Below are 13,051 nucleotides of genomic sequence, written 5' to 3' on the forward strand. Positions count from 1 at the left end.
GGTCCGTGTCCGGCACGGCCCGTCCCACCGTCCGAGCCACAGGAGGCCCCCGCGATGACCGAGCAGACCACCACCGTCCCCGTCGGCGCCGCCGACATCGGCGTCACGGGCCTGGCGGTGATGGGCGCGAACCTCGCGCGCAACTTCGCCCGCCACGGCTACACGGTGGCCCTGCACAACCGCAGCCGGGCCCGCACGGACCAGCTCGTGGCCGAGCACGGTGACGAGGGCGCGTTCGTGGCGACGGAGACGCTCGCCGAGCTCGTGCAGTCCCTCGCCGTGCCGCGCCGGGTGCTCATCATGGTCAAGGCGGGCGCCCCCGTGGACGCCGTCATCGACCAACTCGTCCCCCTGCTGGACGAGGGCGACATCGTCATCGACGCCGGCAACTCCCATTTCGAGGACACCCGCCGCCGCGAGGCGGCCCTCGCCGAGAAGGGCCTGCACTTCGTGGGCGTCGGTGTCTCCGGCGGCGAGGAGGGTGCCCTGCACGGTCCGGCGATCATGCCCGGCGGTCCGGAGAAGTCCTACGAGGCCCTCGGCCCGATGCTCGAGAAGATCGCCGCGCAGTTTGAGGGGGAGCCGTGCTGCGCCTGGGTCGGCACGGACGGCGCCGGCCACTACGTGAAGATGGTCCACAACGGCATCGAGTACGCGGACATGCAGGTCATCGGCGAGGCCTACGACCTGCTGCGCCGTGTGGGCGGCCTCGAGCCCGCCGAGCAGGCCGAGGTGTTCACGGCGTGGAACCAGACCGACCTGGCCTCCTACCTCATCGAGATCACGGCCGAGGTGCTCGCGCAGGTGGACGCGGCCACGGGCCGCCCGCTCGTGGACGTGATCGTGGACGAGGCCGGGCAGAAGGGCACCGGCCGCTGGACCGCGATCTCGGGTCTCGACGTCGGCTCCCCGGTGGCCGCGATCGCCGAGTCCGTCTTCGCCCGCTCGCTGTCCTCTCAGCGCGCGGTGCGCGAGGTCGCCCGTGAGACCCTCGCGGCCGGCGTCGACGAGGAGGCGCAGCGCGCCCCGCAGGACACGGACGCGTTCGTGGAGGACGTGCGCCAGGCGCTGTTCGCCTCCAAGCTCGTGGCCTACGCGCAGGGCATGGACATGCTCGCGGCCGCCGCCGAGGAGTACGGCTGGTCGCTGGACCTGGGCACCATCGCCTCGCTGTGGCGGGACGGCTGCATCATCCGCGCCGACCTGCTCGACGTGATCATGCAGGCCTTCGGCGGCCGCGACACCTCCCGCCATCCGGCGCCGGGCACCCGCGCCCCCGGCCAGCCGCTCAACCTGCTCTTCGCCCCCGAGTTCGCCCAGGCGATCGCCGAGGCCCTGCCGGCCTGGCGCCGCGTCGTCGGCACCGCCGTCGCCGCGGGCGTGCCGGTCCCGGTGTTCTCCTCGGCCCTGGCGTACTACGACGGCCTGCGGGCCGACCGCTTGCCGGCCGCCCTCGTGCAGGGCCAGCGCGACTACTTCGGCGCCCACACCTACCTGCGCGTGGACCGCGAGGGCTCGTTCCACACGCTGTGGTCCGGCGACCGCACCGAGGTCGACGGCGAGGGCGTGCCCGTGGTCATGCCGCAGCCGACCGAGGGCGACCCCACGCAGGACTGACCCGGCGGGACCCGGCCCTCAGATCCAGAGGGCCGGGTCCACGTACTCCGCGGGGTCCACGAGCGGCTTGCCCTCGGCCGGGCCCTTGCGCGGGCGGACGGTGGCCGGCACGCCGGTGGCGATCGCGTCGGCGGGTGTGTCCTTCACGACGACGGCGTTGGCGCCCACCGCCGTTCCCTCCCCGATCTCGACGGGTCCGAGGATCTTGGCGCCGGCCCCCACCACGACGCCGTCGCGCAGCGTGGGGTGCCGCTTCACCTTGGCCAGGGAGCGGCCGCCGAGGGTGACCCCGTGGTACAGCATCACGTCGTCGCCGATCTCCGCGGTCTCGCCGATCACGACACCCATGCCGTGGTCGATGAAGAACCGACGACCGATCGACGCGCCGGGGTGGATCTCGATGCCCGTGGCCGCCCGCGTGACCTGCGAGAGCACGCGGGCGGGCATCTTCAGCCGGTCATGCCGCCACATCCGGTGCGCGACGCGGTGCGCCCACACTGCGTGCAGACCCGAGTAGACGAGGGCCACCTCGAGGTCACCGCGTGCCGCCGGGTCATGGCTGCGGACGGTCGCGATGTCTTCCTTGATGCGGGAGAACAGTCCCACGGGCGGCCCCTTCGGGTCGGTGCGGTCGGTGAGCGGGCGGCGGTCAGCCGCGGATGTCCTCGAAGAGGGCGGTGGAGATGTAGCGCTCGCCGAAGTCACACACGATGGCGACGATCAGCTTGCCCTCGGACTCGGGCTTGGCGGCCTCCTTGAGGGCGGCCGAGATGATCGCGCCGGTGGAGATGCCGCCCAGGATGCCCTCCTCGGTCCCGAGCCGACGGGCGGTCTCGATGGACTCCTCGAAGGTGGCCGGGTAGACCTCGTCGTAGAGGTCGGTGTCCAGGATCTCCGGCACGAAGTTCGCGCCGATGCCCTGGATCTTGTGCGGGCCGGCCTGGCCGCCGGAGAGGATGGGGGAGTCGGCCGGCTCGACGGCGATGAGCTTCACGTCCGGCTTCTGCTCGCGCAGGTACCGGCCCGCGCCCGTGATGGTGCCGCCGGTGCCGACGCCGGCGATGAACACGTCCACGGCACCCTCGGACGCGTCCCAGATCTCCGGGCCGGTGCCCGTGTAGTGGGCCTGGATGTTGGCCTGGTTCGCGAACTGCTGGGCCCAGATGGAGTTCGGGGTGCTGCGGACGATCTCCTGGGCGCGCTCGAGGGCCCCGCGCATGCCGTCTGCACCGGGGGTCAGCACGATCTCGGCGCCGAACGCCTTGAGCATCACGCGGCGTTCGGTGGACATGGTCTCGGGCATGGTCAGGATCACGCGGTAGCCGCGCGCCGCGCCGACCATGGCCAGGGCGATGCCGGTGTTGCCCGAGGTGCCCTCCACGATGGTGCCGCCGGGGGTCAGCTCGCCGGCCGCCTCCGCGGCGTCGACGATGGCGGTGCCGATGCGGTCCTTCACCGAGTTGGCCGGGTTGTAGAACTCGACCTTCACGGCGACGTCGCCGGGCAGGTCCTTCGCGAGGCGGTTCAGCCGGACCAGGGGCGTGCCGCCGACCGCCTGGGTGATGTCGTCAAGGATGCGGGCCATGGTGGTACCTCCGGGGGGTGGTGGTGCGCCTCGGGGCGCGGGCGATCTAGTGGGTGTTCCTGCGTCAGGCTATCGAGCCGCGGCGCCGCTCAGGCGTCCACGAGCCACGCGGAGTAGTTCCGGCGCACCTTCGCGAGCTTCGGATCGATGACCACACGGCAGTATCCATTGGAACGGCGCCGCGCATAGAAGTCCTGGTGAATGTCCTCGGCCGGGTGCCACGCGGACGCCGGCTCGACGCGTGTGACGATGGGGCTGTCATAGTTCGCCTGCGCCCGGGCGATCTCGTCCGCGAAGAACCGGGCCTCGGCCTCGTCGTGGGCGAAGACGGCCGAGCGGTACTGGGTGCCGACGTCGGCCCCCTGGCGGTTCAACGACGTGGGGTCGTGGCCGGTGAAGAACAGGTCCATGATCACCTCGGGCGGCACGACGGCGGCGTCGAAGCGCACGCGGACCGCTTCGGCATGGCCGGTGGTCCCGGTGCACACGGACTCGTAGCTCGGGGCGGGGTCGTCGCCTCCGGTGTAGCCGGACTCGACGGCGAGCACGCCCCGCACGCGACGGTAGACGGCGTCGAGGCACCAGAAGCAGCCGCCGGCGAGCGTCAGCTCGCGGACGTCGGCGGGCGCGTCGGAGGCGCCGAGGGGCTCGGTACGGGGGGAGTCGGTCATGGCAGGCACAGCAACGCGGCCCGCGCTTTTCATTCCCGACGACGCCGCCCCGTGGCCTCACCCAGGGCCGCCGGGGCGTGCGCGCCCGGGCCGGGTGGGCCATCATGGCCGGTATGACCGTGTCCCGCCCCGCCGTCCCCGCCTCGCCGGTGCATGCCCTGGCCCCGCCGACGCTCGGGCAGGTCCTCGAGGTCGTCCAGGGGCTGTGGCCGCGGGAGCTGGCGGAGCCGTGGGACGCCGTCGGGCCGGTGGCCGGGCGCCCGGAGTCGCCGGTGCGGACCGTCCTGTGGGCGCTGGATCCCGTGCAGGCCGTGGCCGACGAGGCCGTCGCCCGCGGGGCCGACCTCGTGGTCACCCACCACCCGCTCCTGCTGCGCGGGACCTCGTCCGTCGCCGCCGTCGGACACGCCGCCGCCGCGAAGGGCCGCCTGCTGCACACCCTGATCGAGCACCGCATCGCCCTGCTCGCCGCGCACACCAACGCCGACGCCGTCGTGGACGGCGTCTCGGACGTGCTGGCCCGTGCCGTCGGCGTCACCGGGGCGCTCTCGCCCCTGACGACCTCTGCCGCCGGCACCGGGGCCGAAGGCATCGGCCGGGTGGGCGACCTGCCCGAGGAGACCGACCTGGCCGCCTTCGCCCGGGCCGTGCACGCGGCGTTGCCCGCCACGGCCGGCGGCGTGCGCGTGGCGGGCGATCCCGCCCAGCGCATCCGCCGCGTCGCCGTGTGCGGCGGTGCCGGAGACAGCCTCTTCGACGCGGTCCGCGCGTCCGGCGCGGACGTCTACGTCACCGCCGATCTGCGCCACCACCCGGCCTCGGAGGCCCGGGAGACGGCCGCGCCGGGGGAGGGACGTCCCGCGCTCGTGGACGTCTCGCACTGGGCGAGCGAGTCCCTATGGCTCGAGCACGGCGCCCGCGCCCTGGAGGCCGCCCTGGCGGAGCGGGGACTGGGCGTCACCACCCTGTTCTCAGATCACCGCAGCGACCCCTGGGACTTCCTGGTCGGGGGAGAGCGGGCCGACGAGGGGAGTCACGCATGAGTGAGGTCACCGCACCGCCGGCCGTCCAGGCCCGGCTGCTGGAGCTGCAGGAGCTCGACACGGCCCTGGACCAGGCCCGCGCCGCCGTCCGTCGGCTCAAGGCAGACCCGGAGCACGCCCGGCTGCGCGCCCGCGCGCTGGAACTCGAGGAGGCGTTGCCCGGCCTCGAGGATGCCGCCCGCACCGCCGACCGGGCGGGGGCCGAGGCCACCGAGAAGGCCGCCGCCACCCGCGCCCGTCGGGACCGGACCCGGGAGCGGCTCGAAGCGGGCCAGGGCGGGTCCAAGGAGCTGCAGGCCATGCAGCACGAGGACGACACGCTCACCGCACTGCTCGATGACCACGAGGCCGCGGCGCTCGAGGCCATGGAGGCCGCCGACGCCGCCGAGTCCCGGCTCGCGAAGGGCCACGCCGCTCTGGAGCAGGCACGGGCCGAGGTCGAGGCCCGCGCGGCGGAGGTGCGCCGCGAGGGGCAGGCCGTGACCCAGCGTGGCCGGGACCTCACCCAGCGCCGGGCGGCGTTGGCCGCGGAGTTCCCCGCGTCGTTGCTGGCCCTGTACGAGCAGGCGCGGGAGCGCAACGGCGGCATCGGCGCGGCCCGGCTCGTCGGGAACCGGTCCGCGGCCGCGGGCACGGAGCTGTCACCGGCGGAGGTCGCGCGCATCCGGGCCCTCCCGCCGGCCGCCGTCGCCCGCTGCCCCGAGTCCGGCGCCATCCTCATCCGGGACTGACCCCGGGCCCCGCCCCCGGCGCGGTCAGTAGAGTGGGGGGCCGCGTCGGACGGCGCGACCACGGACACGAGGAGGCGCACGGTGAGCGGACGAGTCCTGCAGGTGGAGGCCGACGGCGGGTCGCGGGGCAACCCCGGCGTCGCCGGCTACGGCGCCCTGGTGCGCGACCCGGCCACAGGCGAGATCCTCCGGACCGACGCCGCTCCGCTGGGGAAGGCGTCCAACAACGTGGCCGAGTACTCCGGGCTCGTGGCCGGGCTGCGGATGGCCCGGGACCTCGACCCGGAGGCCCGGGTGCACGTGCTGATGGACTCCAAGCTCGTGGTGGAGCAGATGTCCGGGCGGTGGAAGATCAAGCACGACGACATGCGGCGCCTCGCGGCCGAGGCCCGTGCCGTGCTGCCCCCCGAGCGCGTCAGCTACGAATGGATCCCACGCAACCGGAACAAGGACGCCGACCGCCTCTCCAACGAGGCCATGGACGCCGGCGCGCGGGGCGGGCAGTGGGACGCCGGCGCCTCAGAGGTGCCCGTTGCGGCCCCCACGGCCGCGGGGTCGACCGCCGCGGAGGCGTCCACGACCTCCGCACCGGCGGTGGCCGGGTCCGGCCTCGACGCGGACGCGGACGTCCGGGCCGTGGAGGCGGACGGGCCCGACGCCGTCGCCTCGCCGGAGGATGCGACCCCGGCGCCCGCGCCCACGGGCCGGCTGCACCACGTGGAGATCTGGGTCGCCGACCTCGCGGCGGCCGAGGCGAGCCTCGGCTGGCTGTTCGGCGAGCTCGGCTACGTGCCGGGCGAGGGGTGGGCCGAGGGCCGGACGTACCAGGGGGCGGGGGAGTACCTCGTGCTCGAGGCCGGGCCCGACGTCGCCGCGGGCGCCCACGAGCGCACCCGCCCGGGCCTGAACCACCTGGCCTTCCGGGCCGGATCGCGCGCCCGCGTGGACGAGCTCACCGCCGCCGCGCGCGACCGGGGGTTCCGCCTGCTCTTCGAGGACCGCCACCCGCACGCCGGGGGACCGGACCACTACGCCGCCTACCTCGAGACCGCGGACGGCTTCGAGGTGGAGCTGGTGGCCGTCGAGGACTGAGGCCGCGTCCGGGCAGACCGCGCCTCGCCCGGGGTCACCCCTCGGGCAGGATCACCCGCAGCGCGCCGGGCTTCGCGCCGGACGGCCGGGCCAGCTCGACCTCCCAGCCGTGGCCGTCCCCGGCCCGCGCGACCACGTCCGCGACGCGCTCCAGCGTCGAGGTCTCCCGCGCCCCCGCCTCCAGCAGCGCGCGGGCCACGAGGCCGCGGGTGTGCTTGGCGAAGTGCGAGACGACGGTCCGCTCGCCGTCGCGCAGCTGGAACACGTCGACCGCGAGGGTCCGCTCCGCCGGTGCCCGCCACTGGGCCGCGTAGCCGCCGGAGCGGCAGTCGACGACGGGCCCGCCGTCCCGTGCGGCGAGCGCGTCGAGGGCGGGGGTCAGGACGGGGCGCCAGTGCGCGGCCAGCCCGGGCAGCCCCGGCAGCTTCGCGCCGACGGGCAGCCGGAAGGCGGGGATCCGGTCCGCCAGCGCGGTGGCGCCGAACAGCGCGGAGAAGACCAGCACGGACGCGCGGGCGCGGCGCTTCGCCGCCGCGGACAGGGAGACGTGGTCGAGCGCATCGAAGAGCACGCCCGTGAACACCCGGTGACCGGGCGCGGCAGGGGCCGAGGCCAGGCGCGTGTTCGCCTCGACCTCGCCGGTGAGCGACGCCCCGACGCCGAGAGCCGCCAGGGCATCCGGGGCGGCCGAGACCGCGGCGAGCCGCGTGAGCAGGTCCGCGCGGGCGCCCGTCACCGCGGCGTCATCGGCCAACGCGAGGGCATCGAGGTCGAGCGGGGCCCCGGAGCGGGGCGCGGTCTTGCCCTCGGAGGGCGGCAGCAGGATCAGCACCGGGCCAGCCTAGCCAGGCGCCCCGGGCCGACGCGCGGACGGACTCGGCCGACGTCGTCGTCCGGACCTGGCACAGTGGTGGGGTCCGCACAGCCGCCCCGCATCCCAGGAGTCGCCCGATGACCGCCATGAACGTGTTCGGCGTGGTGTTTCCGTTCGTCCTGCTCGTGATCGCGGCCGCCGTGTGGCTCGGGATCCGCTCCAGCGGGCGGGAGCGCACGCACGCCTCCGCTCTGGAGCAGCGCCTGCGGGAGCACACCTTCACGGGGCAGGACCGCGTGACGCTGGAATGGCCGCGAGACCGGCGACGCCCGAGCCTGGCGAAGGTCGTCTCGATCGGCGAGTCGTACGGGTACCGCCTGCTGGACAAGCGGGAGCGCGAGCACGTGGTGGAGCTCGAGTTCGAACGGATCCTCGACGACGAGGGGTTCTGACCCCAGCCGGGGGCCGTGAGGTGGGACGGACCGGCTGTAAGCCGGGTTCTGTGCCTCGCGCGCGTTGCCCCGCGCGAGGTGACGGCCATCCATCTGGGCCCGCCATCGCTGACGGGCTCGAGCGGCCAACCCGGACGCTGGGGCGAGCAGCCCTCGTGACGCGTCCTGTTCGGCCTTGCACCGGATGGGGTTTACCGAGCCGGCCCCGTCACCGGGGCCGCTGGTGGTCTCTTACACCACCCTTTCACCCTTACCGCCGCGCACACGGCGCGGAGGCGGTCTTCTCTCTGTGGCACTGGCCCGCGGGTCGCCCCGGGTGGATGTTGTCCACCATCCTGCTCTGCGGTGCCCGGACTTTCCTCGCACCCCCGCAGGGGCACGCGGCCGTCCGCCGATCCGTCCCGACCGACCAGTCTACGCCCCGCCGAGACCGCGGGGCCGCTCCGGACGTGTCCTCACCTAGAATGGAGGCGCCCGCCGACAACGAGGTCGGGGGATGGGGCCTGCCCAGGACGGCCCCGCCAGGTTTCAAGGAAGGACTCCCGTGGCAGACACCGCCTCGACCCAGACCCCTGAGTGGAACACGCAGCAGAAGCTCGCGGAGAAGATGGTCCCCCTGCTGGGCACCCTGTACCGCGAGCACAACGTGGTCACCTCGATCTACGGGCGCTCCCTCGTGAACCGCGGCGTGATCGACATCATCAAGGCCCACCGCTACGCCCGCCGCGTGCAGGAGGCCCCGCTGAGCGTCGAGTCCACCTACCCCCTGGTCGAGGCCATGGCTGCGATGGACCTGGGCGCCGCCACCATCGACCTGGCCGAGCTGGCCGCCAAGCAGAAGGCCTCGGGGCAGGACGTCCAGGCCTTCCTGGACGCCGAGCTCGCCGAGGTCAAGGGCAAGGCCGGTGAGGGCCTGGGCGAGACCCAGGACGTCGTGCTCTACGGCTTCGGTCGCATCGGCCGCCTGCTGGCCCGCATCCTCCTCGACCACGCCGGCGGTGGCTCCAAGCTGCGCCTGCGTGCCGTCGTCGTGCGCAAGAACTCGGAGGACGACCTGATCAAGCGCGCCTCCCTGCTGCGCCGCGACTCGATCCACGGCCCGTTCGACGGGACGATCGTGGTGGACGAGGACCGCGACGTGATCACCGCCAACGGCACCGAGATCCAGGTCATCTACTCAAACGATCCGACCACGGTGGACTACACCTCCTACGGCATCAAGGACGCGCTGGTCGTCGACAACACCGGTCGCTGGCGCGACGACGAGGGCCTGTCCCAGCACCTGCAGGCCAAGGGCGCCGCGAAGGTCCTGCTGACCGCCCCGGGCAAGGGCGAGATGAAGAACATCGTGTTCGGCGTGAACTCGGACGACATCACGCCCCAGGACACGATCGTCTCGGCGGCCTCCTGCACCACCAACGGCATCACCCCGGTGCTCAAGGTCATCCAGGACGACTACGGCATCGACCACGGCCACGTGGAGACCGTGCACGCCTACACCAATGACCAGAACCTCGTGGACAACTTCCACAAGGGCGCCCGTCGTGGCCGTGCCGCCGGCATGAACATGGTGCTCACCGAGACCGGTGCCGCCAAGGCCGTGGCCAAGGCCCTGCCCGAGCTCAAGGGCAAGCTCTCCGGCAACGCCATCCGCGTCCCCACCCCGGACGTGTCCATGGCCATCCTGAATCTCGAGCTGACCAAGCCCACCTCGGTGGAGGAGCTGAACGCCCGCCTGAAGCAGGAGTCCCTCACCGGCCCCCTGCGCGGCCAGGTCGGCTACGTGGACTCCCCGGAGGTCGTGTCCACCGACTTCGTCGGCTCGGACCGCGCCGGCGTCGTGGACGGCCTGGCGACCCTCGTGAACAACGACGGCAAGAACGCGATCCTCTACGTCTGGTACGACAACGAGTACGGCTACTCGCACCAGGTGATCCGCGTGGTGGAGAAGATGGCGGGCCAGCAGGTCCCCGCCTTCCCGCAGGCCTGACCCGCCGATGACCGATGGCCCGTCCCCGCGGAGGGGACGGGCCGTCGTCGTGTGCCGACCGGGTCGGACGTGGAGCCGAGGCTCAGGCCTCGTCGTCCCCGTGGTCGCCGTCGGGGCCGTGCTCGTGGTCTTCGTGGTCGTCGGCGTCGTGGCCGAAGGGGTCCTCGTCGGTACCGGGCAGCCACGTCACACCGGGCACGTTCAGTCGCTCGGCCCGCTGCGCGCGCTTCCAGCGCCGCTGCCACTTGCCCTCGAGCCGGTTGACGTAGAGGGTGCCGTTGAGGTGGTCGTACTCGTGCTGCATGATGCGCGCGAACCAGCCCTCGGCCTCGAACTCGAACATCTCGCCGTCCACGCGCTGGCCGGACAGGCGCACGCGGGTCGGGCGCTGCAGGGGGAAGCCCAGCCCGGGCACCGAGAGGCAGCCCTCGGTGTGCTCGTCCGGGTGCGGGTCCTCCCGCGGGGCCTTGTCCAGGTGGGTCAGCACCGGGTTGATCACGTGGCCCACGTTCGGCGCGTCGCCGGAGTCCGGGAACGTCCACGTGAAGATCCGCAGCCCGATCCCGACCTGCGGGGCGGCCAGGCCCACGCCGTGCGCGGCGTCCTGCGTCACGTACATGTCCTCGATCAGCTCGCGGATCTCCTCGTCGATCACCTCCACCTCGGCCGCGCGCCTGTGCAGCACGGGCTCGCCGTAGACGGTGATGGGACGGATGGAGGCCATGGCGCTGCGCTTCCCGGCCCGGGGGAGGGCCTGCGTGGAGGGATGAGGGGGAGGCTCCAGCCTACCGCCGCGCGCCGCGCCGCCGCCGGTCAGCGGAGCGAGGCCAGCAGGTCGGCGCAGGCCTGCTCGCAGCGTCGGCAGGACTCCGCGCACACCGCGCAGTGCTCGTGCATCTCGGCGTGAGAGGCGCACTCGTCGCCGCAGGCCCGGCACGCGGTCCGGCAGGCCTCGAGCAGGGCCCGGACGGTGGACGCGTCCTCGCCCGTCTGGCGGGTCAGCACCGCAGCGGTGGCCCCGCAGACGTCGGCGCAGTCCAGGTTCAGCCGGATGCACCGGCGCATCTCGGCCACCATGTCCTCGGACAGGCACGCGTCCGCGCACGCCGTGCACGTCTGGGCACAGGCGAGGCAGGCCTCGATGCACTCGGCCAGCGTCCGGCGGTCGACGCCGCCGAGGTCCTTCGGGTGGGTCTCGAGCATCGCGCTCACGTGGTGGGTCATGGCGTCCTCGTCTCTCCTCGATCGGATCGGTCGGGCCGCCCTGGTCGGTCCAGGACCGCCCTGCCCGCCACGGTAGGCCTCGGGCGCGGCGGGCAGAAGGGCCCGGCCCCGGCGACGCGCGCTGGGAGGAGGTCCCGGACCCGCAGATCCAGGACCCCACGGACGCGATCGTGACGATCGAGACCACCACGATCTGCGGCACGGATCTGCACATCCTCAAGGGCGACGTGCCGGCCGTGACCGAGGGCCGGATCCTCGGGCACGAGGGCGTCGGCGTGGTCACGGGGGTCGGCCCGGAGTGCACGGAGGTGAAGGTCGGCGACCGCGTGATCGTCTCCTGCGTCACCACGTGCATGGACTGCGACTACTGCCGCCGCGTCCTGACCTCGCACTGCCAGACCGTGGGCGGCATCGGCTGGATCTTCGGCCACCTGATCGACGGCACCCAGGCCGAGCGGGTCCGCGTCCCCGTCGCGGACAACGGGCTCATCCCGCTGCCGCAGGGCGTGACCGCCGAGCAGGGCGTGATGCTCTCGGACATCCTGCCCACCGGATACGAGATCGGCGCGCCCACGGCACCCGTCGACCGGCCGCCCGGTCGCGTCCGAGCCGGGCCCGGCGGGTCAGCCGCCGGCCAGCCGCTCCAGGGCCTCCGGGTCCCTCAGCTCGACGCGCGGGCCGTCCACGGCGATCACGCCGTCGTCCGCCAGGCGCCGCAGTGCGCGGCTGAACGCCTCGGGCGTGGTGCCGAGCAGGGAGGCGACGTCCTTCTTCGGGGCGGTGAGGGCCACCGCCGGCCCCGCCTCGCCGTGGACGGCGGGCAGCTCGAGCAGGTGGCCGGCGAGCCGGGCGGGCACCGACAGTCGCACCTGAGCCAGCCGGCGCTCCGCCTCGGCCAGCCGGACGGCCAGGGTGCGCATCACCCGCCGCGCGATCCCCGGGTGCCGGGCGAACAGGTCCTGGACCTCGTCATGGGAGAACGTGCACAGGCGGGTCGGGGTCACCGCGCGGGCCGCGTACGGGCTGGGCGCGCCGGTGAGCAGCTCCTGCTCCCCGAGGGAGTCGCCGGCCTCGGCCATCCGCACCACCCGTTCCTGTCCGGTGGGCGAGGCGGTGCTCAGGGCGAGCCCGCCCGAGTGGACCACGCTCAGCCGACCCGTGCGGGCCCCGGCCACGTGCAGCACCTCACCGGGCTCGAGCTCGCGGGGACGGGCCAGCGCCGAGATGCGCTCCAGCTGGGCGCGGTCCAGCCCGGCGAACAGCCTCACGCGCGCCGCGCACGGCTCCGCCGCGCCCCCCACGGGGGTCAGGGTCAGCTCTCGACGTCGCACGCGGCCAGCGTCCCACAGCCGGCTTGACGCAGGTCAAGGCGGGTGGACCCCGTCCCTCGTACGTTCAGGGTGTCCCCCCTCGACGGGGAGACGGACGGACCGCAGCCGCGGTCCGCCCCACGGAGCGGGCGGCCCCGCCGCCCGCCAGGCACGAGGAGACGACGATGACCACCGCCACCACCCACACCCTGCTCCGCGCCGAGGGCTTCAGCTGCCCCTCCTGCGTGAAGAAGATCGAGAAGTCCCTGGACCGCCTGCCCGGCGTGAGCGCCTCGAAGGTCGCCTTCGAGACCCAGCGCATCGAGGTGGACCACGACGCCGAGCGCACCAGCGTGCAGGACCTCGTGGACGCCGTCGCGAAGGTCGGCTACACCGCCCGCCCCGCGGCCTTCTGACCCCGCCCCCGCACGCCCGCCCGGACCCGAGAACGGAGCACCCCCTGTCCCCCCCACGCCAGACCCCGTCTCCTATACACCTCTCCGAGCCCACGAGACGGAGCTA

Annotated in this window: 14 protein-coding genes, 1 other RNA gene and 1 pseudogene; 8 read left to right on the plus strand and 8 right to left on the minus strand. The window is 73.8% G+C overall.

The annotated features are described in order from the left end of the window. Positions 1 to 54 precede the first annotated feature (54 nt). Positions 55 to 1,617, plus strand: coding sequence for an NADP-dependent phosphogluconate dehydrogenase (gndA, locus tag FLM69_RS03635; RefSeq protein ID WP_036340176.1), 1,563 nt, complete (start codon positions 55 to 57; stop codon positions 1,615 to 1,617). Positions 1,618 to 1,635: 18 nt separating this feature from the next. Here the strand turns inward: gndA and epsC are convergent, their stop codons facing one another. The 3 genes from epsC to msrA all read right to left on the minus strand — a co-directional run bounded on the left by epsC (position 1,636) and on the right by msrA (position 3,873). Then, positions 1,636 to 2,223, minus strand: a complete 588-nt coding sequence (epsC, locus tag FLM69_RS03640; protein WP_020624780.1) for a serine O-acetyltransferase EpsC — start codon at positions 2,221 to 2,223, stop codon at positions 1,636 to 1,638. A gap of 43 nt (positions 2,224 to 2,266) precedes the next feature. Next, complete coding sequence (cysK, locus tag FLM69_RS03645) at positions 2,267 to 3,202, minus strand: cysteine synthase A (protein WP_010078892.1); 936 nt, start codon at positions 3,200 to 3,202, stop codon at positions 2,267 to 2,269. A gap of 89 nt (positions 3,203 to 3,291) precedes the next feature. Next, on the minus strand, positions 3,292 to 3,873 hold the full coding sequence (msrA, locus tag FLM69_RS03650; protein ID WP_036312770.1) for a peptide-methionine (S)-S-oxide reductase MsrA: 582 nt from the start codon (positions 3,871 to 3,873) through the stop codon (positions 3,292 to 3,294). A 113-nt stretch (positions 3,874 to 3,986) separates the two neighbouring features. On the opposite strand from msrA, the gene FLM69_RS03655 reads away from it, so the two are divergent. From FLM69_RS03655 to FLM69_RS03665, 3 genes are all read left to right on the plus strand, one after another. Further along, positions 3,987 to 4,916: a Nif3-like dinuclear metal center hexameric protein gene (locus FLM69_RS03655; protein ID WP_036381326.1), complete on the plus strand. Its 930-nt coding sequence runs from the start codon at positions 3,987 to 3,989 to the stop codon at positions 4,914 to 4,916. Continuing rightward, complete coding sequence (locus tag FLM69_RS03660; protein ID WP_036381299.1) at positions 4,913 to 5,647, plus strand: zinc ribbon domain-containing protein; 735 nt, start codon at positions 4,913 to 4,915, stop codon at positions 5,645 to 5,647. The genes FLM69_RS03655 and FLM69_RS03660 overlap by 4 nt, the downstream gene beginning before the upstream one ends. An 81-nt stretch (positions 5,648 to 5,728) precedes the next feature. After that, positions 5,729 to 6,739, plus strand: a complete 1,011-nt coding sequence (locus FLM69_RS03665; RefSeq protein ID WP_141843082.1) for a reverse transcriptase-like protein — start codon at positions 5,729 to 5,731, stop codon at positions 6,737 to 6,739. A 34-nt stretch (positions 6,740 to 6,773) separates the two neighbouring features. Here FLM69_RS03665 and FLM69_RS03670 read toward each other — a convergent pair whose 3' ends face one another. Continuing rightward, a complete protein-coding gene (locus tag FLM69_RS03670; RefSeq protein ID WP_049147969.1) occupies positions 6,774 to 7,571 on the minus strand; it encodes a YaaA family protein in 798 nt (265 codons plus the stop codon). A gap of 119 nt (positions 7,572 to 7,690) precedes the next feature. On the opposite strand from FLM69_RS03670, the gene FLM69_RS03675 reads away from it, so the two are divergent. Continuing rightward, positions 7,691 to 8,005 carry a hypothetical protein gene (locus FLM69_RS03675; RefSeq protein WP_141843084.1) on the plus strand — a complete coding sequence of 105 codons (315 nt, stop codon included), beginning with the start codon at positions 7,691 to 7,693 and terminating at the stop codon, positions 8,003 to 8,005. Positions 8,006 to 8,026: 21 nt separating this feature from the next. Here the strand turns inward: FLM69_RS03675 and rnpB are convergent. Further along, an RNA gene (gene rnpB / locus FLM69_RS03680) (RNase P RNA component class A) lies at positions 8,027 to 8,405 on the minus strand. 144 nt (positions 8,406 to 8,549) lie between these two features. On the opposite strand from rnpB, the gene FLM69_RS03685 reads away from it, so the two are divergent. Continuing rightward, entirely contained in the window at positions 8,550 to 9,995 is a 1,446-nt protein-coding gene (locus FLM69_RS03685) for a glyceraldehyde-3-phosphate dehydrogenase (RefSeq protein WP_044659108.1), read from the plus strand. 82 nt (positions 9,996 to 10,077) lie between these two features. Here the strand turns inward: FLM69_RS03685 and def are convergent, their stop codons facing one another. Next, positions 10,078 to 10,719, minus strand: coding sequence for a peptide deformylase (def, locus tag FLM69_RS03690; protein ID WP_141843086.1), 642 nt, complete (start codon positions 10,717 to 10,719; stop codon positions 10,078 to 10,080). An 89-nt stretch (positions 10,720 to 10,808) separates the two neighbouring features. Beyond that, complete coding sequence (locus FLM69_RS03695; protein WP_141843088.1) at positions 10,809 to 11,219, minus strand: four-helix bundle copper-binding protein; 411 nt, start codon at positions 11,217 to 11,219, stop codon at positions 10,809 to 10,811. Between the two features lie 170 nt (positions 11,220 to 11,389). Between FLM69_RS03695 and FLM69_RS11710 the strand changes: the two are divergent. Then, a pseudogene (locus FLM69_RS11710) lies at positions 11,390 to 11,689 on the plus strand (alcohol dehydrogenase catalytic domain-containing protein); the annotation flags it as partial. Between the two features lie 153 nt (positions 11,690 to 11,842). Here the strand turns inward: FLM69_RS11710 and FLM69_RS03705 are convergent. Then, positions 11,843 to 12,550, minus strand: a complete 708-nt coding sequence (locus tag FLM69_RS03705) for a Crp/Fnr family transcriptional regulator (protein WP_255502694.1) — start codon at positions 12,548 to 12,550, stop codon at positions 11,843 to 11,845. A gap of 164 nt (positions 12,551 to 12,714) precedes the next feature. On the opposite strand from FLM69_RS03705, the gene FLM69_RS03710 reads away from it, so the two are divergent. Continuing rightward, positions 12,715 to 12,945 carry a heavy-metal-associated domain-containing protein gene (locus FLM69_RS03710; RefSeq protein WP_017489200.1) on the plus strand — a complete coding sequence of 77 codons (231 nt, stop codon included), beginning with the start codon at positions 12,715 to 12,717 and terminating at the stop codon, positions 12,943 to 12,945. Positions 12,946 to 13,051 lie beyond the last annotated feature (106 nt).

The sequence above is a fragment of the Micrococcus sp. R8502A1 genome (assembly GCF_006704135.1).
GTDB classification, from domain to species: Bacteria; Actinomycetota; Actinomycetes; order Actinomycetales; family Micrococcaceae; genus Micrococcus; species Micrococcus luteus.